Consider the following 24223-nt stretch of genomic DNA (forward strand, 5'->3'; position numbering starts at 1 on the left):
GTTCAGGGGCCGAAAACCTTATCTTAGATAAAGATAATTACGATTTCATGCTGCCAACCATATCTTCTGGACGAACCCATTCATCAAATTGAGCTTCAGTTAAGTAGTTCAATTTCAGAGCAGATTCTTTCAGAGTCAGGCCTTCTTTGTGCGCTTTTTTCGCGATTTCAGCTGCTTTGTCGTAGCCGATATGGGTATTTAGCGCAGTCACCAGCATCAGAGATTCGTGCAGTAATTTCTCGATACGCTCACGGTTTGGTTCGATACCTTCCGCACAGTGTTCGTTGAAGCTACGCATACCATCAGCTAATAAACGGATAGATTGTAAGAAATTATCGATAACCATTGGACGGAATACGTTCAATTCAAAGTTACCAGAAGCACCACCAATGTTAACTGCAACATCGTTACCCATAACTTGAGCACACAGCATGGTTAATGCTTCGCACTGTGTCGGGTTAACTTTGCCTGGCATGATTGAGCTGCCTGGTTCGTTTTCAGGAATCGAAATTTCGCCGATACCACAACGAGGACCTGATGCTAACCATCTAACATCGTTAGCAATCTTCATTAAAGAAGCTGCTAAGCCTTTTAATGCACCGTGTGCGTGAACTAATGCATCACAGGTTGCTAATGCTTCAAATTTGTTCGGTGACGTCACAAACGGTTGGCCAGTTAATTCAGCGATTTTTTTCGCAACACGAACCGCATATTCAGGGTGAGTATTCAGCCCTGTACCAACAGCCGTACCACCTAATGCAAGCTCACAAACATGTGGCACTGCATTTTCAATATGTTTTTCATTATGGGCTAACATCGCCGCCCAGCCTGAAATTTCCTGACCCAATGTTAATGGCGTTGCATCTTGTAAATGCGTACGACCGATCTTAACAATGTCTTTGAATTCTTTTGCTTTCGCATCGAGGGTTTTATGCAGAACTTTCAGTTCTGGCAGCAAATGCTCACGCATCGCGACAACGGCCGCTACGTGCATTGCTGTTGGGAAGACGTCGTTAGAGCTTTGGCTCTTGTTAACATCGTCATTTGGGTGGATCAGACGGTCGTTACCGCGCTGTCCGCCGAGGATTTCGCTACCACGGTTAGCAAGTACCTCATTCATGTTCATGTTACTTTGAGTACCAGAACCAGTTTGCCAGATAGCGAGAGGGAATTCTGTTGGATGCTTGCCAGCAAGGACTTCGTCTGCCGCAGCGATAATCGCATCACCGCGATCTTTTGGCAGTAAACCTAAATCCATGTTCACGCTTGCGGCCGCTTTTTTAGTAACGGCTAATGCGTGGATCAGAGCAACAGGCATTTTCTCTACAGAGATACGGAAATGTTCTAAAGAACGCTGCGTTTGCGCGCCCCACAAGTGGTCAGCAGGTACTTCAATTGGTCCCATTGAGTCTTTTTCAATGCGAGTGGCTGCCATTACTAGCTCCTTAGGTACATATTCAGAATAATTAATTTTAGAATCATCTGCTTGCAGGTAAGCAAATAACCGAGCAGTATAATGCCACAAATTGAATTTCAATTATGAGACTTGGTCGAGCTTATTGTGCTGTAGTAAAAAGGAAATTAGTTGATTTTTGCAAAAAGAGAGATTTGATATGCTAAAAATGATTAACCAAATCCAACACTATGATTGGGGAAGTAAAACGGCCCTCAATGAACTGTATGGTTATCCTAATCCGGATAATTTACCTATGGCTGAACTTTGGATGGGCGCTCACCCCAAAGCCAGTTCTGAGGTCATATCCCCCTTAACACATCAGAAAATCTCGTTAAACGCATTCATTAACGAAAACCCAGAGAAAATACTGAGTAAACATATTGCCGAGCACTTTGGCCGCCTGCCTTATTTATTTAAAGTACTGTGTGCTGCGCAACCGCTATCTGTTCAGGTTCATCCTAATAAACATGATGCAGAAATAGGATTCACTAAAGAAAATGCACAAGGGATCCCGTTAGATTCCCCTATCCGTAATTATAAAGATGATAATCATAAACCAGAGCTGATTTATGCTTTAACGTCTTTTAAAGCAATGAATGCATTTCGTCCTATAGATGAAATTGTCGAATTATTCAGCTTTATTGCAGCCGCTCACCCTGAAATTCAACTATTTGTCCAAACACCAAGTGAAGAACGACTTAAAAAACTATTTGCACAGATTCTTAATCTGACAGGCGAGCAAAAAGATCTTGCTATAGGGGTATTAAAAGCCGCACTGAATAGCAAACAAGGAGAGCCTTGGAATTCAATTAAACAAATGGTGAACTTGTATCCAGACGATAATGGTTTATTTACACCTTTAATGCTAAATATCGTTGAATTACAACCAGGTGACGCCATGTTTTTAGCCGCTAGAACCCCTCACGCCTATTTAGAAGGTGTTGGGTTAGAAGTAATGGCTAATTCAGATAACGTCTTACGAGCGGGATTGACCAGTAAACATATCGATGTTCAAGAATTGGTTGATAATATTGATTTTAAATCAATTAAAGCTGAGGATTTGTTCAATATCCCCGAAAAATCTGGAAATGTCTGGAAATATAAGATCCCAGTAGAAGATTTTTCATTTAATATATATTCTATTGACTGCTCGGGGGTATCCATAACTAACCATGTTGCTTCAATTTTGTTCTGTATTGAAGGTAAGTTAGTATTGCGATCAGGTAATCAAGAAATAAACATGAATTCTGGTGAATCTGTTTTCTTACCTGCTTATGAAGATAACATTTCTATTAAAGGAAATGGTCAATTAGCCCAAGTATTTAATTTTTAGGTCGTATTCTGTATTTAGCCGTTGGTACACACAGCCAAACGGGTAATAAAAACTTATATTATTTTTACATAAGTACGTTTTGTACGTACTGAAAGGATGGATGTTGATAATGAAAAAGTCATTAGTTGCGGTAGGTGTTATCGTTGCTCTGGGCGCAGTATGGACTGGCGCATCATGGTACACAGGTTCAAAAGTTGAAGCTGAACTGAATAAAGTGATTACGAATTCCAATGCGTTTATCACCGCTAACGATCCAAGTGCTGATGTTGTCTTTAAATTAGAGAACTATAAACGTGGTGTGTTCTCTTCTCAAGCTGACATCGTCATTACTTCAACCACTTCTGCTGACGAAAACATCGTCTTTAAAGCGGATATCTCACACGGTCCGCTGCCATTATCTCAAGTGGCTAAATTCAACCTGATGCCAAAATTGGGTGCAGTAAATGTTGAATTAGCGAACACTAAAGTGACTAAAGAGCTGTTTGAAGCGACTAAAGGCAAGCCATTCATGCATGGTTCTGCAGTTATCGGCTACAGCAAAAACGTGGATTCTAGCATTGAGCTGATCCCTCTCGAATACACAAAAGATGACGGTAAGTTCTCTTTCAGTGGTGCTAAATTTGATATCGCAACCGGTTCTGACTTAAGCACCGTTGATGCATCTTTAGTGACTGATAGCTTAGTCATTAGCAGCACCAAGGAAGAAGGCTCTATCACTATGAAAGGCCTGAAGCTGGTTTCTAACGTAACGAAATCTCAGCACGGCTTCTATACTGGTACTCAATCTTTCGTGATCGCAGATACTGATGTTAGCATCCCTGAGACTAAGTTCTCGTTCAAAAACTTAGACGTTTCAAGTGATACTTCTATCAACGGTGATGATGTTAAAGGTAACATTTCTTACAAAATCAGCGATGTGAAAGCGTTAGAGCAAAACTTAGGTTCTGGTGAGCTGACTGTTGCTATCGAAAAATTAGATGCGAAAGCATTAGGCAAGTTTGTTGAGCAATACAACCAAGCACTGGCTGATGGCTTAGCAACAGGCAACCCAGGTGAAGTTAGCGAAAAAATCGCAATGCAGATGATGACCACCACTCTGCCAGAGCTGATGAAGAGCAAGCCTGTATTCACTATGAGCCCGTTCTACTGGAAAAACGATGCTGGTCAAAGTTCTATCGACCTGAGCATCACATTCAACAAGTGGAATCAAGACGAAATCACTGCGTTAGCGATGCAAAACAAAGTGGATGAAGCGTTCAAGCAACTGATCACTTCTTTTGACTTCAGCATGAAACTGAACAAGCCAATGATCATTGAGTCAATGACTCAAGCGATGATCTTAGATGGCGGCGTAGCAGTATCAGCAGAAGACAAGAAAGCGGTTCAAGAACAAGTTTCTGAAGAGTTCGCAGGCGTTCAACAAATGCTGACAGCAGATATGTTCTCTAACCCGTTCGAAGAAATGTTCATGACTGATGAACAACGCGCAGAAAAAGCAAAAGAGAAAAAACACCCTTGGATGATCGACAGTGAAAACGATTTAACCATGACTGTTAAATTCTCTGGTAACGACCTGACCTTCAACGACGACAAATATACCTTAGCTGAATTCTTAACTAAGATGAAAATGATGCCGGGCGCAGAAGATGAAATGGGTTACGAAGAAGAAGCTCAACCAGCTGATGGTGCAGAAGTTGCAGAACCTGCAATTGAAGCAGAACAACCAGCAGAAGCGCCATCTGCACAGTAATTGATTCTTAAGATGATTTTTCCTTAAGATAAATCAAGTAAACGCCAGTCACACAGACTGGCGTTTTTCTTTTTATCACCCTCTTTTTCATTGATTTTTACTCAATTACAGACAAAATGGAGGCAATATATCTATAAGGATCATTTATTGTGATAAACAAACAACTCCCACTCACGGATTTACATCGCCACCTTGATGGCAATATTCGCCCTGAAACCATTCTTTCCCTTGCACAACAACATCATATTCAGCTTCCAGCCGATGAAATTGAAGCATTACGCCCTCACGTTCAAATTATGGGACAAGAAGCCGATTTAGTGGGCTTTTTGACTAAACTGGACTGGGGTGTTGCTGTCCTCGCGGATTTAGATGCTTGTAAGCGCGTCGCATTTGAAAACGTGGAAGATGCGTTCAACGCAGGCATCGATTATGCTGAATTGCGTTTCTCCCCTTACTATATGGCCATGAAGCACCAGCTTCCTGTTGAGGGTGTTGTCGGCGCAGTGATTGATGGTATTGCCGCTGGTTGTCGCCAATATGATATCCAAGTCAATCTGATTGGTATTTTAAGCCGTACATTTGGACAGCAAGCTTGTGCTATTGAATTAGACGGCCTTCTCGCTCATCGAGATAAACTGTGCGCTCTCGATTTAGCGGGTGATGAGTTAGGATTCCCAGGCGCCCTATTTGAAGAGCATTTTACCAAAGCACGTAATACTGGACTCAATATTACCGTTCATGCTGGTGAAGCCGCGGGCGCAGCCAGTATTTGGCATGCGATCAAGCATTTAGGCGCTCAACGTATTGGTCATGGCGTAAAAGCCATTGAAGATCCTGAACTGATTGAGTTTTTAGCCAAGAATAATATTGGGATTGAAAGCTGTTTAACTTCAAACATTCAAACCAGCACCGTTCCTTCACTAGCTCAGCACCCATTGAAAGCATTTTTATCCCACGGTGTATTAGCATCCATTAATACCGATGACCCTGCTGTTCAAGGTATTGAGCTGCCATACGAATATAATGTGGCTGCACCGCAAGCGGGCCTAACACAGTCTGAAATTGAGCAAGCTCAACGTAATGGTTTAACCATGGCATTCCTTTCCGACAGCGAAAAAGCTGCATTAATGCGTAAAGCAGCCAGCCGATAATCCCCGTTATAACCGCCTATAACCAATCCTAGGGCAGAACGCTTCTCTGCCCTTGTTAACCTTTCGATATTTCAAGTTTTCTCTGTTGCTAACTTATTTATAGTAATAAACCCATTAGTATGTTGTAACTAAACTGATGTATTGATAGAGGCAGCTATCGCTGCCTAATCATGCTAATTATTGTTTTTCTAATCGTTTGGCATATTTCTGGGCTATCACCGCACACACCATCAATTGAATTTGATGGAAAATCATTAATGGCAGCAAAATAATCCCCACTGTTGCCGCTGGGAATAAAACGTTCGCCATCGGCACGCCGTTCGCTAAACTCTTTTTCGAGCCACAGAACAAGATGGTAATTTCATCTTCCTTGCTAAATCCAAGAAGGCGCGCTGACATCACGTTAATCACCATTACCACCACTAACACCACGCAAGAAACTAATGTAATGATAAACAATGAATAAGCATCGATAGTTTGCCAGATCCCCTCCACTACCGCTTCACTGAACGCCACGTAAACCACCAGAAGAATCGATGAGCGGTCAGTGGTATTCACCAATCGTTTATGGCGATTAATCCAGTTAGCAATTAACGGACGACACAAATGGCCAACAATAAACGGCACCATTAATTGCAACATAATAGAGCCAATTGCGTTCAGAGTGTCCATGGCTTGGCTACCATCGGTATCCATGAGTACTCCCACCAAAACCGGTGAGAGGAAAACCCCTAAAATACTGGATGCCGAAGCACTACAAATCGCAGCAGCAACGTTGCCCCCTGCTACCGAGGTAAATGCAATCGCTGACTGCACGGTTGCTGGCAACGCACATAAATAAAGGAATCCCATGTATACCGTCGGTGACATCCAATGAGGCACCATGAAACGTAACGCAATACCAATAATGGGAAAGAGAATAAAAGTACTGGCAAATACCAGTAAATGAAGCCGCCAGTGCCCCATCCCTGCAACAATAGATTCTCTGGATAATTTAGCGCCATGCATAAAAAACAGTAGCGCGATTGCCGCTGTGGTCAAGTGCTGAAAAACGGTTTTAACTTCCCCTTCACATGGGAAAATACTGGCGATAACAACCACGCCAATCATGATCAACAGAAAAGAGTCTATTTTGAGTTTTGCTAATAAATTCATTCGATTTTCCACAAATAAAAAGCCAGGTTTCACTCTGGCTTTATCTTCAACGTTGAACCTTAGAAAATATTTTCGATGGTACGTTTTTCTTTTGCTGATTGGATACCTGCCTCAATCAGTTTCATAATATCGATAGCTTCACTTGGCGTCACAGGATTTGGCTTACCGAGGCGGATAGCATCATAAATGGCTTCATAATAGCCGCCATAGTTGCCTTTTTCATTGTTCCACGGCTTCGTCACCATTTCATCACCTTGTGACAGGGTCACAACACCATGATTCGGATCTTCCCCCCAATGCTCTCCTTGCGGAATCGCGCCGCTTTTTAACGCATCTTCTTGAGTATCCAGACCATATTTCACGTAACTGCCCTTCATTCCATGAATGGTATAGATTGGCATTGGCGCAGCGGCAAGCGTCGTTGAGTGTAGAACCACTTTTTTATCTGCGTAATCCAGCATTGCATGGAAATAATCCACCGCTTCCGCCCCCGGACGAATAATACCGAGATCCACCGTAATCGCTTTTGGCTTGCCAAAATATTGCAGGACTTGGTCAATAACGTGCGGCCCTAAATCGTACCAAATTCCTGCCCCTGGAATATTGGCTTCGCGCCAGCGTTGTCTAACCACGGGACGAAAACGGTCAAAATGAGATTCATAATATTTAATCTCACCTAAACAACCATCTTGCAGGATTTTTTTCACGGTACGATAACCCGAGTCCCAGCGGCGATTATGGTAAACCGACAACAATTTACCTGCTTTTTCAGCTCGTTGTTGAAGGTCTTCGGCTTCTTTGACATCGAGTGTAAAGGGCTTATCGACCACCACATGCTTACCCGCTGCTAGCGCTTTACAGGCTAATGGGTAGTGAGTGTCATTAGGGGTTGGGATCACCACCAGTTCAATTTCAGCATCTGCGAACAACTCTTCTGGTGTGCCCACTACCTTAACATTAGGATGGTCGGCATGAACTTTGCTCGCATCGCTACTGGAGATTGTGGTTAGTTCAAACTCCTCTAACATGGCTAAAAATGGGGCATGGAAAGTTTTGCTGGCATAACCGTACCCGACAATCCCAACTTTAATTGGCTTGGACATGTTGACCTCACATTAGTGGCATATTTTGCTATTTTAAAAAAGTACCATCAGAATGAATCAATTAGCAAATAAATCTATGATAGGATTATTATTTATCTGTATTATTTAGTGATAACGGATCCCTTATTTATGACTTCTGTTTATAACGCAGACCGCATTACTGGCTGGCTATTAGTCCCTGCTAGCTATTTACTGCTGACATTATTTGCTGCTTGCAGCATGACCGTGATGTACTGCATTAAGTTTTATGAGATTGTAACCACCGTTGAAAGCTGGAGTAGTTTCATTACTCCTCAGTGGTATTTGTCATTCGCTATCAGCCTAGCTATGTCACTATTTAGCGTACATGTAGCGCAATTGATGTTTAAACGCTCTCGCTACTTCCCCCGTCGTTTTACTATCTGGCTATTAGCATTAATGTTAATCGGGCTAAAAACCTTCGCCTTTTCCCCGATCGATGACCAGACAGCCTTACAAATCCTTGCGTGGCCACTCTTAGGCGCTGCTTTTTTCGTCCCATATATGAAAGTTTCTAAACGTGTGAAAATGACTTTCACACAAGATCGATAAGCATCACAAAAATAGCTTTGATATCATAGCCTCCGTTAAACTGACTGCGGTCAGTTTTTGGGCTTTTTTCTCTCTTCAGGCTATGAAATGACCGACTATCTTCTACTTTTTATTGGGACAGTGTTAGTCAACAACTTTGTCCTCGTTAAATTCTTGGGATTATGCCCATTTATGGGCGTATCAAAAAAACTAGAAACTGCCATTGGGATGGGGTTTGCGACAACGTTCGTTATGACCCTCGCCTCTATTTGTTCGTGGCTAATCGATACGTTGATCTTAATCCCACTAGATTTAGTCTATTTGCGCACACTGAGCTTTATCCTTGTGATTGCTGTCGTTGTGCAATTTACCGAAATGGTTGTGAGAAAAACCAGCCCAACGTTATACCGCTTATTGGGGATCTTTTTACCGCTGATCACCACTAACTGCGCAGTTCTTGGGGTGGCTTTATTAAACATCAATCAATCCCATAATTTCTTGCAATCTGCGGTCTATGGCTTTAGCGCCGCCGTCGGATTCTCTTTTGTGATGGTGCTTTTCGCTGCGATCCGCGAGCGTTTGGCTGTCGCAAATGTCCCAGCGCCTTTTAAAGGTTCGTCAATTGGCCTGATCACGGCAGGGTTAATGTCCCTTGCATTTATGGGCTTTAGTGGTTTGGTGAAATTCTAATGATGTCTTTGTGGATTGCGATTGGCATATTAGCCGTTTTCGGGCTGATTTTTGGTCTGATCTTAGGCTATGCCTCATTACGTTTTAAAGTTGAAGAAGACCCGATTGTTGAAAAACTGGATGCGATTTTACCGCAAAGCCAGTGTGGTCAATGCAGTTATCCGGGGTGCCGTCCCTACGCAGAAGCCGTTGCCAATAACGGTGAGATGATTAACAAATGCGCCCCTGGCGGCGAGCAAGTGATGCTCAAAATAGCCGAATTGATGAACGTGGACCCTCAACCGATTGATGGCGATGAAGAGGCGCAAAACCCCGTTCGCAAAGTAGCGGTCATCGATGAAGAAAACTGCATTGGTTGCACCAAATGTATTCAAGCTTGCCCAGTGGATGCCATTGTGGGCGCCACTCGCGCTATGCATACCGTGATTGAAGATTTGTGTACAGGCTGTGACCTGTGTGTAGCCCCTTGCCCTACGGATTGTATTGAAATGGTACCGGTTAAAACCACAACCGCTAACTGGAAATGGGATTTAAACACCATTCCTGTTAAAAACATTACGGATGCACCTCTTTCTTCAGCTAAAGAGGGTTCCCATGCTTAATTTATTTAAGTGGTTGAAAAAAGATAATGTTTGGGACTTCGATGGCGGCATTCATCCGCCAGAGATGAAATTGCAATCTAGCCAAACGCCTATGCGAGTCGCTTCCGTCCCTGACGAATTGATTATTCCGCTGCAACAGCATTTAGGGCCTGAAGGTGAACTGATTGTTAAAGTTGGTGATACTGTACTTAAAGGGCAGCCGCTCACCAAAGGTACGGGTCGCACAGTCCCCGTCCACGCCTCAACATCGGGAACCATTGTTGCCATTGAGCCGATGGTTACCGCTCACCCTTCTGGGCTGAAAGAGCTGTGCGTCAAAATTAAATCTGATGGTTTAGATACTTGGGCACCTTTGCAACCCGAGCCTAATTTCCAACAACTTTCACGCGCCGATTTACTCAATAAGATTGAGCAATCAGGGATCGCAGGTTTAGGGGGCGCAGGTTTCCCAACGGCCTCTAAACTAGCAGGCGGTAAAGACGCCATTAAAACATTGATTATCAATGCTGCTGAGTGTGAGCCCTACATCACTGCAGATGACCGCTTAATGCAAGAGCATTCCCAAGAGGTCATTGAAGGTTGCCGCGTTTTACAACATTTACTCAATCCAGACCAAGTGCTGATTGGTATTGAAGATAATAAACCCGAAGCTATTAAGGCATTAAAACGTGCGCTGACGCCTACAGACTCGCAGATTTTTGTGCGCGTGATCCCAACCAAATATCCATCGGGTGGCGCAAAACAGCTCACAAAAATCTTAACCGGAAAAGAAGTCCCTTCTGGCGCACGTTCTTCCCAAATTGGCGTGCTAATGCAGAACGTCGGTACCGTCGTTGCTATTAAACGCGCGGTGATTGATGGTCAACCACTGATTGAGCGTGTCGTGACAGTGACGGGCGAAGCAATTAAACAACCTGGTAACTTCTGGGCGCGTTTAGGCACTCCAGTTAAGCATCTGCTTCAACAATCCGGTTTTGAACCGGAAAATGAGCAAATGGTGATTATGGGAGGCCCATTGATGGGCTTTACACTGCCGGATCTGAATGTGCCGGTGGTGAAAATCTGTAACTGTTTATTGGTTCCTACCCAAGAAGAAATGGGTGAAAAGCCCGTCGAAGAAGCCTGTATTCGTTGCGGTTTATGTGTTGATGCCTGCCCTGCGGGATTACTGCCCCAGCAATTATATTGGTTCAGTAAAGGCAACGAACACGAAAAAGCGCAAAAACATAACCTCTTCGACTGTATTGAGTGTGGCGCTTGCGCTTATGTTTGCCCAAGTAATATTCCGTTGGTGCAATACTATCGTCAAGAAAAAGCTGAAATTCGCGAGATAGATCAAGAAGAACGTCGTTCTGCAGAAGCGAAACTACGTTTTGAAGCCAAACAGCAACGAATGGAACGCGAAAAACTTGCCCGTGAAGAGCGCCATAAAAAAGCAGCGGTTCAAGTGGATACTGCGGATAAAGATGCGGTTAATGCGGCGCTGGCTCGTGTTAAAGCGAAGAAAGCATCAACCTCTGAACCAATAAAAATTATTTCGGGCGAATTGCCGGATAATAGTGCCGTTATTGCAGCAAGAGAAGCGCGTAAAGCCCAAGCTCGTGCTAAACAGGCGCAAAAAGTCGCAGAGCAAACCCAATCTGACAACCCTGCTATTGCAGATGGTGCTGAGGGTGATGACCCGCGCAAAGCCGCCGTGGCTGCCGCAATTGCTCGTGCAAAAGCCAAGAAAGCAGCTGAGCAACAAACTTCAGAACCTGTAGTTGAAGCTTCGGTTGAATCTGCTGAAGAAGTTGATCCGCGTAAAGCTGCCGTTGCTGCTGCCATTGCCCGTGCGAAAGCGAAGAAAGCCGCTGCGCAACAGACTTCAGAGCCTGCCGTTGAAGCGCCAGTTGAAGCCGCTGAAGAAGTTGATCCGCGCAAAGCCGCTGTTGCTGCGGCGATTGCCCGCGCAAAAGCCAAGAAAGCGGCTGCGCAACAGACTTCAGAGCCTGTTGTTGAAACTCCGGTTGAATCCGCTGAAGAAGTTGATCCGCGCAAAGCCGCTGTTGCTGCTGCCATTGCCCGTGCGAAAGCGAAGAAAGCCGCTGCACAACAAGCTTCAGAGCCTGTTGTAGAAGCGTCAGTTGAAACCGCTGAAGAAGTTGATCCGCGTAAAGCTGCCGTTGCTGCTGCCATTGCCCGTGCGAAAGCGAAGAAAGCCGCTGCACAACAAGCTTCAGAGCCTGTTGTTGAAACTCCGGTTGAATCCGCAGAGGAAGTCGACCCACGCAAAGCTGCCGTTGCTGCGGCGATTGCCCGCGCAAAAGCCAAGAAAACGGCTGCGCAACAGACTTCAGAGCCTGTTGTTGAAACTCCGGTTGAATCCGCAGAGGAAGTCGACCCACGCAAAGCTGCCGTTGCTGCGGCGATTGCCCGCGCAAAAGCCAAGAAAACGGCTGCGCAACAGACTTCAGAGCCTGTTGTTGAAACTCCGGTTGAATCCGCAGAGGAAGTCGACCCACGCAAAGCTGCCGTTGCTGCTGCCATTGCCCGAGTTAAGGCAAAGAAAGCCGCTGCCCAGCGATCTACAGAACCGCAATCAAATGAACAAACCACTACAGAGTAAGTGATAAACAGATGAAATTTAGACCGCTTGATAGCAAAGCACGCCGTTTAAAAATTGCTAGCGCCCCATTTACTCATGATAACCAAAGCACCAGTCAAGTCATGTTTTGGGTCCTGCTTGCAGCTATCCCTGGTATTGCAGTGCAAACCTATTTTTTTGGTGTCGGAACCTTATACCAAATCGCCATTGCGATGGTCACAGCCGCAGTAACGGAAGCCATCTCCATCCGCTTACGCCAGCAGCCAGTGTTACCTGTTTTGAAAGATAATTCCGCGATTGTTACCGCGTTATTACTGGGTGTGAGCTTACCGCCATTATCACCTTGGTGGCTGATTGTATTGGGCACTGTATTTGCCATTATTATTGCTAAGCAATGCTACGGCGGCTTGGGGCAAAATCCATTTAACCCTGCGATGGTCGGTTATGTGGTATTGCTGATTTCATTCCCAGTGCAAATGACCAACTGGTTGCCACCTCAAGAATTGCAACAGCTGCATATTTCTGGCTTTGATAGCTTGATGGTGATCTTTAGCGGGCATACCTCGACAGGGATAACTCTGGATCAATTACGTACCGGTATTGATGGTATGAGCCAAGCGACTCCGTTAGATAGCTTTAAAACGGGCTTACTCACTCATTCAATTTCCGATGTACTACAGCAACCAATCCTGCAAGGTTCTTTAGCTGGTATCGGTTGGCAATGGGTGAACCTTGCCTATCTAGCAGGCGGATTAATTATGTTAAGTCGTCGCATTATTAGCTGGCATATTCCCGTAGCATTTATTGGTACCTTAGCCCTGCTCGCTGTGGTTAGCTGGTTAATTGACGATAGCCGCTATTCTCCACCATTAATCCAATTATTGTCAGGGGCGACTATGTTAGGCGCATTCTTTATTGCAACCGACCCAGTCACTGCATCAACAACACCAAAAGGACGAATTATTTTTGGTGTGTTAATCGGCTTCTTAGTGTGGGTGATCCGCGTTTATGGCGGGTATCCTGATGCTGTGGCCTTTGCTGTCTTACTTGCCAATATCACCGTACCGTTAATCGACCACTATACGCAACCTCGCGCGTATGGACATAAGTAAGGAGCCAGCATGTTAAATACAATGCGCCGTCATGGCACAATCTTGGCTCTGTTCGCGGCGGGTACAACTGCACTGAGCGCTGCTGTATATACGCTAACGAAAGATATCATTGCCGAGCAAGCCGCCATTGTGCAGAAAAAATTGCTCGACCAAGTGGTACCTGAATCCTTATATGACAATGAGCTCGCCAAAGAGTGCTATCTGGTCACCAATGAAGCTATACTGGGAAATAAACTCCCTCGACACCTGTATATAGCCCGTAAGGATGGTCAACCTGTTGCTGCCGCTTTAGAAAGCACGGCTCCCGATGGTTATTCCGGCGCGATCCACTTGTTAGTCGGTGCGGATTTTAAAGGCAATGTTTTGGGTGTACGAGTCACTGAACACCATGAAACACCGGGGCTTGGGGATAAAATCGAAACCCGTATTTCCGATTGGATCACCCATTTTACAGGCAAAAAGTTAGAATCTGCACAAGACCCTCATTGGGCTGTGAAAAAAGATGGTGGTGATTTTGACCAATTTACAGGCGCCACGATCACGCCTCGTGCGGTCGTCAATGCCACAAAACGTACCGCTGCATTTATCCAAACGGTACCGGAAGAATTAGCGAATTACCCAATTTGTGGGGATGAATAATGAGTAGCGAAACTAAAGAATTATTTGCACAAGGGTTATGGAAAAATAACTCTGCATTGGTACAACTACTGGGTTTATGCCCATTATTAGCAGTATCATCAACCGCGACTAACGCATTAGGTCTGGGGCTAGCAACGACCCTCGTTCTCGTCTGCACTAACGTCGCGGTATCCGCATTTCGTCGCTGGGTTCCTGCTGAAATCCGTATTCCTATTTATGTGATGATTATCGCCTCCGTGGTGAGTGCCGTACAAATGCTGATCAACGCGTATGCGTTTGGTTTGTATGAATCGCTGGGGATCTTTATTCCGCTGATTGTCACAAACTGTATCGTCATTGGACGCGCTGAAGCTTATGCTTCTCGCAACACAGTGCCTTTATCTGCCGTCGATGGTTTGGCGATGGGATTAGGAGCAACAGCCGCACTGTTTGTACTCGGCGCTATGCGTGAAATTCTTGGTAACGGCACTTTGTTCGATGGCGCGGATCTACTGTTAGGTTCATGGGCGAAATCGTTACGTGTGGAAGTCTTACACCTTGACTCACCTTTTTTACTCGCTATGCTGCCACCGGGCGCGTTTATTGGCTTAGCCTTAATGCTAGCCGGTAAATACCTTATCGATGAAAAAATGAAAAAGCGCGCAGCGCTAAAATCAGGTCAACAACCAGCTCGTGAATACCAAAAAGAACAAGGTTGTGGCACTCATATTTCTTAAATTTGAAGCTTTGTGAGCAATGAATAAAACTAAACGAATCGAAATTCTCACTCGCCTGCGCGATAACAATCCTCATCCTACAACGGAGCTAGAATTTAGCTCCCCTTTTGAATTACTAATTTCGGTGCTGCTGTCTGCACAAGCCACCGATGTCAGCGTCAACAAAGCGACGGCAAAACTTTATCCAGTCGCCAATACGCCAGAGCAGATGGTCGCCCTCGGCGTTGATGGCATCAAAGAGTATATTAAAACCATTGGGTTATTTAATACTAAAGCCGAAAGCGTCTATAAAACCTGTCAGATTCTGATTGAAAAACATCATAGCCAAGTCCCTGAAAACCGCGAGGCATTAGAAGCCTTGCCGGGTGTTGGGCGTAAAACGGCAAACGTTGTACTCAATACCGCATTTGGCTGGCCGACCATTGCCGTCGATACCCATATCTTCCGCGTGTGTAATCGCACCAAGTTTGCTCCCGGCAAAGATGTTGTGGAAGTCGAAGAAAAACTATTAAAAGTGGTTCCTGCTGAATTTAAAGTCGACTGCCACCACTGGTTTATTCTCCATGGTCGTTACACATGTATCGCCCGCAAACCACGCTGTGGATCTTGCATCATTGAAGATCTTTGTGAGTTTAAAGATAAAATTTACCCTGAAAATTAATCAACTTAGCCCAAGATGCGAATTTCCACACAGTTATAAAGTCATTCGCATTTTTTTCTTGCTCTAAGACTTTGTCTTACGCAACAATAGAGCCAAACTCAACATCAAATAAACGGTAAGTATGTTTCAAGACAACCCATTATTAGCGCAACTCAAACAAACGTTGCACGCCAAAACACCTCGCGTCGAAGGTCTGGTGAAAAGCACTGAAAAAGGCTTTGGCTTTTTAGAAGTCGATGGACAAAAAAGCTATTTCATTCCACCTCCGCAAATGAAAAAAGTGATGCACGGGGATAGAATTTCTGCTGCTGTTCATACGGATAAAGACCGTGAATTTGCTGAGCCTGAAGAGCTTATCGAGCCATTCCTTAACCGTTTTGTTGGTAAAATTCAGAAGAAAGATAACGACAATCGCCTGTTCGTTATTCCCGATCATCCACTGCTAAAAGATGCCATTTCTTGTCGCCCAATCAATGGTATCACTCATGAATTTAAGCAAGGTGACTGGGTTGTCGCAGAAATGCGTCGCCATCCATTAAAAGGCGACAAAGGTTTCTACGCAGAAATTACAGAATATATTACCTTCGGTGATGACCATTTTGCACCGTGGTGGGTAACGTTACGCCGTCACCAATTAGATCGCGCTGAACCTGCTATGGTGGAAAGTGAGCGTGATGATGAAGGCTTAGAGCGTATTGATTTAACTGACCTTCACTTTGTCACCATCGACAGTGCAAGCACTGAAGATATGGATGATGCACTGTATATCGAAAAAACCGCCGAAGGCAACCTGAAACTGTATATCGCGATTGCCGACCCAACCAGTTATATCAAAGAAGGCAGTGAGTTAGACAAACTGGCATTAGCCCGTTCATTCACTAACTACCTTCCAGGCTTCAACATTCCAATGTTGCCTCGCCAGCTGTCTGATGATTTATGTTCACTGCGTCCAAATGCTCGTCGCCCTGCTCTGGTTTGCGTTACGCAAATCCTGCGAGACGGCTCAATTGATAGCAATATTGAGTTCTTTAGTGCGTGGGTTGAATCGAAAACTAAGTTAGTTTATGACGAAGTTTCTGATTGGTTAGAAGAAACGGGTTCTTGGAAACCACAGTCTGATGCCGACACTCAGCAAATCCTGCTATTAAAAGAGATGGCAGATAAGCGCTTACAATGGCGCCATGATAATGCCTTAGTCTTCAAAGACAGACCGGATTACCGCTTTGTTTTAGACGAAAATGGCAACGTGGTGAATATCGTCTCAGAAAGCCGTCGTACCGCAAACCGCATTGTTGAAGAAGCGATGATCACCGCTAACTTATGTGCGGCTAACGTACTGAAAAACAAATTAGGTTTCGGTGTATTTAACGTCCATATGGGCTTTGAACCGCTGCAAATCGAACAAGTGGTTCAGACCTTGAAAGATAATGGCATCGAAGCAAAAGGTGAAGAGCTATTAACCCTTGAAGGTTTCCGTCAATTACGCCGCCTCTTGGATTCACAGCCGACTCAATTCTTAGACAGTCGTATTCGTCGTTTTCAAACCTTTGCGGAAGTCAAAGCGGATCCGGGCCCTCACTTTGGTTTAGGTTTTGATGCATATGCCACATGGACATCGCCAATTCGTAAATACACCGATATCGTCAACCACCGTTTGCTGAAATCGATTATTGCGGGTGCTCCAACGCCAGAAAAACCAAGCGAAGAGTTATCCCTTAAGCTGGCAGAACGCCGCCGTGCTAACCGTATGGCTGAGCGTGATGTGGGTGATTGGCTATATTCCCGCTACCTAAAACCGTTTGAAGGTACTGACACCAAGTTCCCTGCGGAAATTATCGATATTACTCGCGGTGGTGTGCGTGTGCGTTTAGTGGATAATGGCGCCGTTGCCTTTATTCCTGCACCATTCCTGCATAGTGTTCGTGATGAAATTCAGTGCAGCCAAGAGACTGGTAGCGTGCTGATTAAAGGCGAAAAAGCCTATCAATTAAACGATATTATTGATGTTAATATCGCTGAAGTGCGTATGGAAACCCGTAATATCGTGGCTCGCCCAGCCGCGTAGTCATTCTCCATTTCGTATTAAAAAGACCATCACTCAAATGATGGTCTTTTTTATATGGTCAAAATACATTCAATATGAATGAGTTAGCATTTAATGTTAAACATCTAACGTTTCTTGACATTTCTTTCTGATTATTCCGATCCGCCTATTCTTTTTTCATGATATTTTAATTCGGCTATATGCTGATACGTAATTATCATTATAAAAAATAAGTTGGAGTAAACATCATGAAACGCATCCTCTCTTTTGTCATTATCGCAACGGTGGCACTGGGTCTCAGTGCTTGTTCAAATATGTCAAAACAGAATAAAAACACAGCGATTGGAGCGACTGTCGGTGCTGTTGGAGGCGCAATATTAACGGATGGAAGCGCACTGGGCACAGTAGGTGGCGCGGCTATCGGCGGGATTATTGGACATCAAGTGAAGAAGTAAATTTAACACACGCTTTAATGACAAATGGGGGAATAATTTCCCCCATTTTTATTAGGATGGTTATTTCTTAAATACTACTAATCAACCACCTGCCAATTTAACTTGAAAACCTTTGGCTTCCAATAATTGCTTCAGCAAGTCACGCTTATCGCCTTGGATCTCGATATCACCGTCTTTTACTGCACCGCCACAACCACATTTTTTCTTCAATTCAGCGGCTAGTTTTGCCAGTTCAGCATCATCCAGATCTAAGCCTGTCACAACACAAACACCCTTGCCTTTACGACCAGATGTTTCACGACGAATACGCACGATACCATCGCCTTTCGGGCGCTCGGCTTTCGGTTTTTCTTCCTCAATGCGGCCAATATCCGTGCTATAGACTAGACGGCTGTTAGCGTCACTCATGCGATATCCTTAATGGACTGGTTAATTTGTTGTAAGGTCAGCGCTGGGTCTTCACTACGGGTGATCGGACGCCCAATTACCATATAATCGACACCCGCTTCAATCGCTTGTTGTGGGGTCATAATACGACGCTGGTCACCCACTTCGCTACCTACAGGACGAATACCTGGCGTGACTAACTTGAATTCTTGCCCGCATACTGCTTTTAGCGCTTTTGCTTCGTGTGCTGAGCACACGACACCATCAAGACCACACTGCTTAGTTAACAGCGCTAAACGCTCAGCATGCTCTGCCGGCGTTAAGTTAATACCAACACCCGCTAAATCTGAGGCATCCATACTGGTTAATACGGTGACAGCCGTTAATAAAGGAGCGTCTTTACCGTAGCTTTCAAGAGCTTGGCGTGCAGCTTCCATCATTCGTGCACCACCGCTAGCATGAACGTTGACCATCCAAACGCCCATTTCTGCCGCTGCAGAAACAGCGCGAGCAACCGTATTTGGAATATCATGGAATTTAAGATCCAGAAAAACATCAAAACCACGGTCATGGAGTGACTTAACAAATTGAGGACCATTAAATGTGAACATTTCTTTGCCCACTTTTAATCGGCAGTCGCGCGGGTCAATCCTATCAACAAATGCGAGTGCGGCATCCGCAGTTTCATAGTCTAGAGCCACAATGATAGGCGAGTCAGTGTTTACGCGAACGAGGTTCTCAGTTGAGGAGATCATTTCATAGCCTTTATTGAGTATTGTCAGAAATTAAAAGTGACACTGTCACTGACCATCCAGCCCGCGAATTGGCTTGATGGTGTCCCAAGAGCGACAAGATGGACAGTGCCAATAGAGCGAACGGGAGGTAAAACCACATTTGTGGCAACGGTAATCCGGCTTAGTACGAATTTGCTCACCCACCATTTTACGTAGCAAAATCAAGCTCTCTTTGGCTCGGCCTTCTTCTGCCTCCGCCAGATGGTAATCCATCAAACGGTAGAATAAACGCATGGTTGGATGACGCTGAATTTGGTCATTGATATAGCTAGCAGCCGCTTCGTGATTCTGTTTTTCAACGATAATATCGGCGAGATAAAGCTCAGCAATGGCGCCTGTATTTCCATCAACACATTGACGTAAATAGGTTTCCCAGCCTTCCGCCAGCCCAGTGTGTCGATAACATTCATACAGCATTGGCAACGTTTCAGACACCAGTTCTCTATCTTGATGATAAACCTGTACTAAGGCAGAAATCGCTTTATCATAATTGCCTTGCTCGATAAAAATACGCCCTTTCATAATCGAAACGCGTGCGCAGTTTTTATCCGCTTGCTCGCCTTTGTTTAATAGGCTTAAGGCTTCGTCGATATCATCACTCGCCAATTCTTGAGTCGCTAACTCACAGTAGAAATGGGCGATTTGTTCCCGTAGCTCTTCCGCGCCTAATTTCACCAGCTTGGTTGCCGTTTCAATGGCTTTGCCCCAATCACTGGTTAACTGATAAATCGATAACAAAGATTGCAGTGCACTCTGTTTAAAATCCACTTCATCGGTTAATTGCTGGAACATGTTTTCGGCGCGGTCATACACACCCGCGGTCATATAATCACGACCAAGTTGTTGAGTGGCTAATAAACGTTGTTCAAAAGAGAGCGCCGCACTTTCCACCAGCGACTGATGAATTCGAATCGCGCGTTCAACCTCGCCACGAGAACGGAATAAGTTACCTAGCGTTAGGTGAGCTTCAAAGGCGGAGCTGTCTTCCGTTTTGAGCATTTCGAGGAATAAATCAACGGCTTTATCTTGTTGATTAGATAATAGGAAGTTCACGCCTGTCACGTAATCACGGGACAAGCGATTTGCATGCTGCTGCTTATCTTGCTGAGCACTTCTGCGCCCCATGTACCAGCCGTAGGCAGCGGCAACAGGTAGCAACAGAAAAAGCAACTCGAACATTGAGGATTATTCCTTGTTCTGAGCTGTCACTAATTCGGTTGAGTCAGAAATAGTTTTCTCTCCAGCACCCAATTGTGATTCTAAACGTCTAATTTTACGACGTGCATTTTTAAGGCTAACAATGGTGCGCAAATAGAACACCGCACACACCAGCCACCCCAGCACAAAACCGACACCAAACAAGGTTGCAAGTAAGGAAGATAAAGAAAAATCCCCTTTTGCAATCAGGTAGTTAAATGTAATAACCTGATCATTGCTTGAACCTAGCGTAATCGACACAATAAAAACGGCGACCGCTAGTAATAAAATCAGAAAGTATTTCACATTTTTTCCCGTTATCAGTTCTTATCGTTCCAAAACATATCGCTGATAAGGTAGCATTTTCAGCGCATTCAGACAAAGTAAATTATTCGCCTGCCAAGTGTATTCGCACTAAAAACCGCCCTTTTTCATCATGATAATCCGATTAGCGTTAAATTCATTTCTCTAAGAATCGAGATTGATATATCCAGTAACCTAACAGTGCGAAAAGCCCACTAATCAGCGTGGAGGCAATAATATCAATTGGCCAATGCATCCCGAGTAGCATCCGACTTAAGCCGATCCCCTGTGCCCAGCATAATATAACGAGACCCAAGGCATATTGACGTTGTTGCCAAAACAGCATCATTAACAGCAATGCCCATCCCGCCGCAAAGAACATGTGACCAGATGGAAAAGAATAGCCCGTTTCTGCCTGCCAATGTTTACGCTGCCATTTAGGGATCAGCGAGTTCGACTTCACGGTATTTTTAATTAAATCCGCTCGCTCCCCGCGTTTTAAATCATAAAACTCCTGATGGGAAATTTGATACGTTTTCTCCAGCCATACCACATAAGGACGCGGTTCTTGGAAGGTGCTTTTCATGAAGGATTTCACCCCTTGCGCACCGAGAATACATAACGTGATAACCACCAGCAACTTCAGCCATTGATTCCGCTTATGACGAAAAACGATTAACGTTAAAAGAGTTAAAAATACAAACGTCACATAGCTATAAGGCAATCCTGCGCTATCCGTCAGCCAAAGTAACCATTTCATCGAGGGCTGATGCTCAGGAGACCACTGCCAGCCTGTGGCTATCATAACTATCGGCGGTAATAACAAAAAAATGACACTTATTGCGATAAGGTAGGCACTCTTTCTCATCTAGAATATTCCTTACGTTTTAATTATTTCCTAATTAACAATTTTTACATGGCCTGCAAATATCTCTGTTATAGTAGTATAGCGTCGGCTGTGTGCAAAGAATGCCGGACTCTATATGCAAACGTCATATAGTATCGATATATTTAACTTTAGTGACTATATGGTTTTGATGGCTATATAACTTTAGTTCCATATCGATTTACGTGTTTAATTCAGCAAGAGTTACTTTAACTAATGAAAGAAAATATGCAGCTAAAACGTATTGCCGAAGCCAAACTACCTACCCCTTTCGGTGAATTCCTAATGGTAGGCTTTGAAGAAATTGCAACAGGTCGTGACCATGTCGCACTGATTTTTGGTGATATTACAGGCGCAACGCCAGTACTCAGTCGTATTCATTCCGAATGCTTAACCGGCGATGCATTATTTAGTTTACGTTGTGACTGTGGTTTTCAATTAGAAGCTGCGCTCAAGCAAATTAGTGAAGAAGGCCGAGGGGTACTGCTGTATCACCGTCAAGAAGGTCGTAATATTGGGTTACTGAACAAAATCCGTGCTTATGCATTGCAAGACCAAGGATTAGATACCGTTGAAGCTAACCTAAAATTAGGGTTTAAAGCCGACGAACGTGATTTTACCCTGTGTTCTGATATGTATAAATTATTAGGCATTAATGAAGTTCGCTTACTGACTAATAACCCGAAAAAAATTGATATTATGCGTGAAGCAGGTATCAACGTTGTTGAACGTGTGCCGTTAATTGTTGGACGAAATCCTAGCAATGAACATTATTTAGATGTGAAAGCACAAAAAATGGGTCATATGTTATTTAAGCACCAATAATTACCCTTCTCAATCAGGAAGAGCATCCCTTGCTCTTCCTATTATTCTTGCCTTAATTCCCATTTTCATCATAACAATCGAATCTATAACAATTGACGAGTGATATATTCACATTCTTTTTATAAGGTTTATACTGTTCGCAACTTAATCCCATTCATTATTAAATACATCGAAAAATAAGAGTTGAACATTCCCACATAATAATCCGAATGGGAAATGTCTATTTTTCGTCTACCAAGGAGATAGTGTGAATAACCTGCATTCCATCCAGCGCATGAGAAGACTGCGTAAAAGTGAACAATTCCGCGACCTATTCCAAGAAACCCACCTCTCCATCAATGACTTGTGTTTGCCTATTTTCGTCGAAGAAGGCTTAGATGATTACGCACCGATTGCGAGTATGCCAGGCGTTGTGCGTATTCCAGAAAAACGCTTAGCCTATGAAATTGAGTGTATTGCAAAAGCGGGCATTAAGTCGGTCATGACCTTCGGTGTGTCTCATCACTTAGATGAAAATGGTAGCGATGCATGGCAAGACAATGGTCTGGTAGCGCGTATGTCTCGTATCTGTAAAGAGACCGTCCCAGAAATGATTGTGATGTCAGATACCTGTTTCTGCGAATACACATCTCACGGTCACTGCGGTGTGATGCACGGTGACGTGGTTGATAACGACCAAACTATCCATAATTTAGGTCTGCAAGCCGTTGCTGCTGCACGTGCGGGTGCTGACTTTATCGCTCCTTCAGCTGCAATGGATGGGCAAGTTGCCGCAATTCGCCATGCACTTGATGAAGCCGGATTTACCGATACGGCGATTATGTCTTACTCCACGAAGTTCGCTTCCGCGCTGTATGGCCCATTCCGTGATGCAGCAGGTTCATGTTTAAAAGGTGACCGTAAAACTTACCAAATGAACCCAATGAACCGCCGTGAAGCGTTGCACGAATCACTAATTGATATGCAAGAAGGCGCAGATGCGCTGATGGTCAAACCGGCGGGTGCATATTTAGATATTATCCGTGACCTACGTGAATGCACCCAATTACCTATTGGGGCTTATCAAGTCAGTGGTGAATACGCCATGATCAAATTTGCCGCGCAAGCAGGCGCCATTGATGAAACTCGCGTCACATTAGAAAGCTTAGGGGCCATTAAACGCGCGGGAGCCGATTTAATCTTTACTTATTTCGCCCTGCAATTAGCTGAAAATAAGATCCTGTAATCTCTCTTTAAGATAACAAAACGCCAATACTGGATATAAATACAGTATTGGCGTTTTTGTTCATTTCCGCTTATTTATTCAACGATACGAGCGTTAACTCGCCTTTTTTTGTTGAAATTCTAGCTGCTCGGATAGACGGTCTGCATACATTTGAGCTGTTTCTGGGGTCAGTAGCCCTGCAATCAGAAGATCTTTTTTACCATTTGCAAGGTTAGCAACGACGCCCCACGTTTCGATATCCATGGCTTCACAATCAAGTTCGTGATCAGTGACAGGCAAAATATCAAAGAAATCTTTTAGAGGTGCAATAGAAATTGCGGTGTACTCGGCATTCAAGCCTAATGGGAACTCTTTATCTGCATATAATCTTAAATCATGGACTTCGGTTTCTGGGGTTCTCATTACAACCGAATAGAGATTCGGAATATGTTCTAAAATGTCACGAACTTCGTCATTCGCCCCCGCACAATGTGAAGTGCTTAATAGAATGTCTGCCGCCCATAATGCACCCTTGAAAAAATCAGTTTCATTGATATTTGCCATATTGATTTCCTTTACGCTATTTTCGATAAATGCGGTCACTTCATTCCATCAAACTACTGA

At 44.2% G+C, this 24223-nt stretch carries 24 protein-coding genes; 15 read left to right on the plus strand and 9 right to left on the minus strand.

The genetic code is table 11. From position 1 onward, the window contains the following. Nucleotides 1-37: 37 nt before the first annotated feature. Complete coding sequence (fumC, locus tag H0913_RS09905; RefSeq protein ID WP_036947899.1) at nt 38-1435, minus strand: class II fumarate hydratase; 1398 nt, start codon at nt 1433-1435, stop codon at nt 38-40. A 178-nt stretch (nt 1436-1613) separates the two neighbouring features. Here fumC and manA point away from each other — a divergent pair, with 178 nt between their 5' ends. The 3 genes from manA to add all read left to right on the plus strand — a co-directional run bounded on the left by manA (nt 1614) and on the right by add (nt 5690). After that, the gene (gene manA / locus H0913_RS09910) at nt 1614-2789 is read left to right on the plus strand and encodes a mannose-6-phosphate isomerase (protein ID WP_181478738.1); all 1176 of its coding nucleotides are present in this window, start codon (nt 1614-1616) and stop codon (nt 2787-2789) included. Between the two features lie 109 nt (nt 2790-2898). After that, nucleotides 2899-4539, plus strand: a complete 1641-nt coding sequence (locus H0913_RS09915) for a YdgA family protein (protein WP_181477189.1) — start codon at nt 2899-2901, stop codon at nt 4537-4539. A gap of 149 nt (nt 4540-4688) precedes the next feature. After that, nucleotides 4689-5690: an adenosine deaminase gene (add, locus tag H0913_RS09920; protein ID WP_181477190.1), complete on the plus strand. Its 1002-nt coding sequence runs from the start codon at nt 4689-4691 to the stop codon at nt 5688-5690. A 177-nt stretch (nt 5691-5867) separates the two neighbouring features. On the opposite strand, the gene H0913_RS09925 is transcribed toward add, so the two are convergent. Together H0913_RS09925 and H0913_RS09930 are read right to left on the minus strand one after the other, a co-directional pair. Then, nucleotides 5868-6845: a bile acid:sodium symporter family protein gene (locus H0913_RS09925; RefSeq protein ID WP_154599237.1), complete on the minus strand. Its 978-nt coding sequence runs from the start codon at nt 6843-6845 to the stop codon at nt 5868-5870. Nucleotides 6846-6904: 59 nt separating this feature from the next. Further along, nucleotides 6905-7948: an oxidoreductase gene (locus H0913_RS09930; protein WP_154638443.1), complete on the minus strand. Its 1044-nt coding sequence runs from the start codon at nt 7946-7948 to the stop codon at nt 6905-6907. Nucleotides 7949-8077: 129 nt separating this feature from the next. Here H0913_RS09930 and H0913_RS09935 point away from each other — a divergent pair, with 129 nt between their 5' ends. The 10 genes from H0913_RS09935 to osmB all read left to right on the plus strand — a co-directional run bounded on the left by H0913_RS09935 (nt 8078) and on the right by osmB (nt 18003). Beyond that, nucleotides 8078-8518 carry a DUF2569 domain-containing protein gene (locus H0913_RS09935; RefSeq protein ID WP_154603760.1) on the plus strand — a complete coding sequence of 147 codons (441 nt, stop codon included), beginning with the start codon at nt 8078-8080 and terminating at the stop codon, nt 8516-8518. Nucleotides 8519-8605: 87 nt separating this feature from the next. Continuing rightward, nucleotides 8606-9187 (plus strand): electron transport complex subunit RsxA, encoded by a 582-nt coding sequence (gene rsxA / locus H0913_RS09940; protein ID WP_154603759.1) that lies wholly within the window; start codon nt 8606-8608, stop codon nt 9185-9187. Next, nucleotides 9187-9789 (plus strand): electron transport complex subunit RsxB, encoded by a 603-nt coding sequence (gene rsxB / locus H0913_RS09945; RefSeq protein ID WP_154603758.1) that lies wholly within the window; start codon nt 9187-9189, stop codon nt 9787-9789. The genes rsxA and rsxB overlap by 1 nt, the downstream gene beginning before the upstream one ends. Next, entirely contained in the window at nt 9782-12397 is a 2616-nt protein-coding gene (gene rsxC, locus H0913_RS09950) for an electron transport complex subunit RsxC (RefSeq protein WP_181477191.1), read from the plus strand. Before rsxB ends, rsxC begins: the two co-directional genes overlap by 8 nt. A gap of 11 nt (nt 12398-12408) precedes the next feature. Then, nucleotides 12409-13488 carry an electron transport complex subunit RsxD gene (rsxD, locus tag H0913_RS09955; RefSeq protein WP_181477192.1) on the plus strand — a complete coding sequence of 360 codons (1080 nt, stop codon included), beginning with the start codon at nt 12409-12411 and terminating at the stop codon, nt 13486-13488. 9 nt (nt 13489-13497) lie between these two features. Then, nucleotides 13498-14127, plus strand: coding sequence for an electron transport complex subunit RsxG (gene rsxG, locus H0913_RS09960; RefSeq protein WP_036956566.1), 630 nt, complete (start codon nt 13498-13500; stop codon nt 14125-14127). Further along, on the plus strand, nt 14127-14843 hold the full coding sequence (locus H0913_RS09965) for an electron transport complex subunit E (RefSeq protein WP_132495987.1): 717 nt from the start codon (nt 14127-14129) through the stop codon (nt 14841-14843). Before rsxG ends, H0913_RS09965 begins: the two co-directional genes overlap by 1 nt. 19 nt (nt 14844-14862) lie before the next feature. Next, nucleotides 14863-15504, plus strand: coding sequence for an endonuclease III (gene nth, locus H0913_RS09970; RefSeq protein ID WP_036956562.1), 642 nt, complete (start codon nt 14863-14865; stop codon nt 15502-15504). 121 nt (nt 15505-15625) lie between these two features. Continuing rightward, nucleotides 15626-17569 (plus strand): exoribonuclease II, encoded by a 1944-nt coding sequence (locus H0913_RS09975; protein ID WP_154638440.1) that lies wholly within the window; start codon nt 15626-15628, stop codon nt 17567-17569. Between the two features lie 227 nt (nt 17570-17796). Then, nucleotides 17797-18003 (plus strand): osmotically-inducible lipoprotein OsmB, encoded by a 207-nt coding sequence (gene osmB / locus H0913_RS09980; protein WP_006659769.1) that lies wholly within the window; start codon nt 17797-17799, stop codon nt 18001-18003. 81 nt (nt 18004-18084) lie between these two features. Here the strand turns inward: osmB and yciH are convergent, their stop codons facing one another. The 5 genes from yciH to H0913_RS10005 form a co-directional block, all read right to left on the minus strand. Beyond that, complete coding sequence (gene yciH, locus H0913_RS09985; RefSeq protein WP_154603753.1) at nt 18085-18411, minus strand: stress response translation initiation inhibitor YciH; 327 nt, start codon at nt 18409-18411, stop codon at nt 18085-18087. Then, nucleotides 18408-19145: an orotidine-5'-phosphate decarboxylase gene (gene pyrF / locus H0913_RS09990; RefSeq protein ID WP_132495989.1), complete on the minus strand. Its 738-nt coding sequence runs from the start codon at nt 19143-19145 to the stop codon at nt 18408-18410. Before pyrF ends, yciH begins: the two co-directional genes overlap by 4 nt. 45 nt (nt 19146-19190) lie before the next feature. Continuing rightward, complete coding sequence (gene lapB / locus H0913_RS09995) at nt 19191-20363, minus strand: lipopolysaccharide assembly protein LapB (protein ID WP_154603752.1); 1173 nt, start codon at nt 20361-20363, stop codon at nt 19191-19193. A 6-nt stretch (nt 20364-20369) separates the two neighbouring features. Then, entirely contained in the window at nt 20370-20687 is a 318-nt protein-coding gene (locus tag H0913_RS10000) for a LapA family protein (protein ID WP_006659765.1), read from the minus strand. Between the two features lie 154 nt (nt 20688-20841). Beyond that, nucleotides 20842-21552, minus strand: a complete 711-nt coding sequence (locus H0913_RS10005; RefSeq protein WP_181477193.1) for a phosphatase PAP2 family protein — start codon at nt 21550-21552, stop codon at nt 20842-20844. A gap of 246 nt (nt 21553-21798) precedes the next feature. Between H0913_RS10005 and ribA the strand changes: the two genes are divergently transcribed. Continuing rightward, on the plus strand, nt 21799-22395 hold the full coding sequence (gene ribA / locus H0913_RS10010; RefSeq protein ID WP_036956569.1) for a GTP cyclohydrolase II: 597 nt from the start codon (nt 21799-21801) through the stop codon (nt 22393-22395). A gap of 247 nt (nt 22396-22642) precedes the next feature. Then, a complete protein-coding gene (gene hemB / locus H0913_RS10015; RefSeq protein ID WP_181477194.1) occupies nt 22643-23620 on the plus strand; it encodes a porphobilinogen synthase in 978 nt (325 codons plus the stop codon). A gap of 93 nt (nt 23621-23713) precedes the next feature. Here hemB and H0913_RS10020 read toward each other — a convergent pair whose 3' ends face one another. Next, entirely contained in the window at nt 23714-24163 is a 450-nt protein-coding gene (locus H0913_RS10020; protein ID WP_154603750.1) for a hypothetical protein, read from the minus strand. Nucleotides 24164-24223 lie beyond the last annotated feature (60 nt).

The organism is Providencia rettgeri (assembly GCF_013702265.1).
In the GTDB taxonomy this organism is placed as follows: domain Bacteria; phylum Pseudomonadota; class Gammaproteobacteria; order Enterobacterales; family Enterobacteriaceae; genus Providencia; species Providencia zhijiangensis.

What these genes read in the sequence shown, in the direction of transcription:
- fumC (WP_036947899.1), bottom strand. Translation starts at nt 1,435, where the DNA reads ATGGCAGCCACTCGCATTGAAAAAGACTCAATGGGACCAATTGAAGTA.
- manA (WP_181478738.1), top strand. Translation starts at nt 1,614, where the DNA reads ATGCTAAAAATGATTAACCAAATCCAACACTATGATTGGGGAAGTAAA.
- H0913_RS09915 (WP_181477189.1), top strand. Translation starts at nt 2,899, where the DNA reads ATGAAAAAGTCATTAGTTGCGGTAGGTGTTATCGTTGCTCTGGGCGCA.
- H0913_RS09925 (WP_154599237.1), bottom strand. Translation starts at nt 6,845, where the DNA reads ATGAATTTATTAGCAAAACTCAAAATAGACTCTTTTCTGTTGATCATG.
- H0913_RS09930 (WP_154638443.1), bottom strand. Translation starts at nt 7,948, where the DNA reads ATGTCCAAGCCAATTAAAGTTGGGATTGTCGGGTACGGTTATGCCAGC.
- H0913_RS09935 (WP_154603760.1), top strand. Translation starts at nt 8,078, where the DNA reads ATGACTTCTGTTTATAACGCAGACCGCATTACTGGCTGGCTATTAGTC.
- rsxA (WP_154603759.1), top strand. Translation starts at nt 8,606, where the DNA reads ATGACCGACTATCTTCTACTTTTTATTGGGACAGTGTTAGTCAACAAC.
- rsxB (WP_154603758.1), top strand. Translation starts at nt 9,187, where the DNA reads ATGATGTCTTTGTGGATTGCGATTGGCATATTAGCCGTTTTCGGGCTG.
- rsxC (WP_181477191.1), top strand. Translation starts at nt 9,782, where the DNA reads ATGCTTAATTTATTTAAGTGGTTGAAAAAAGATAATGTTTGGGACTTC.
- rsxD (WP_181477192.1), top strand. Translation starts at nt 12,409, where the DNA reads ATGAAATTTAGACCGCTTGATAGCAAAGCACGCCGTTTAAAAATTGCT.
- rsxG (WP_036956566.1), top strand. Translation starts at nt 13,498, where the DNA reads ATGTTAAATACAATGCGCCGTCATGGCACAATCTTGGCTCTGTTCGCG.
- H0913_RS09965 (WP_132495987.1), top strand. Translation starts at nt 14,127, where the DNA reads ATGAGTAGCGAAACTAAAGAATTATTTGCACAAGGGTTATGGAAAAAT.
- nth (WP_036956562.1), top strand. Translation starts at nt 14,863, where the DNA reads ATGAATAAAACTAAACGAATCGAAATTCTCACTCGCCTGCGCGATAAC.
- H0913_RS09975 (WP_154638440.1), top strand. Translation starts at nt 15,626, where the DNA reads ATGTTTCAAGACAACCCATTATTAGCGCAACTCAAACAAACGTTGCAC.
- osmB (WP_006659769.1), top strand. Translation starts at nt 17,797, where the DNA reads ATGAAACGCATCCTCTCTTTTGTCATTATCGCAACGGTGGCACTGGGT.
- yciH (WP_154603753.1), bottom strand. Translation starts at nt 18,411, where the DNA reads ATGAGTGACGCTAACAGCCGTCTAGTCTATAGCACGGATATTGGCCGC.
- pyrF (WP_132495989.1), bottom strand. Translation starts at nt 19,145, where the DNA reads ATGATCTCCTCAACTGAGAACCTCGTTCGCGTAAACACTGACTCGCCT.
- lapB (WP_154603752.1), bottom strand. Translation starts at nt 20,363, where the DNA reads ATGTTCGAGTTGCTTTTTCTGTTGCTACCTGTTGCCGCTGCCTACGGC.
- H0913_RS10005 (WP_181477193.1), bottom strand. Translation starts at nt 21,552, where the DNA reads ATGAGAAAGAGTGCCTACCTTATCGCAATAAGTGTCATTTTTTTGTTA.
- ribA (WP_036956569.1), top strand. Translation starts at nt 21,799, where the DNA reads ATGCAGCTAAAACGTATTGCCGAAGCCAAACTACCTACCCCTTTCGGT.
- H0913_RS10020 (WP_154603750.1), bottom strand. Translation starts at nt 24,163, where the DNA reads ATGGCAAATATCAATGAAACTGATTTTTTCAAGGGTGCATTATGGGCG.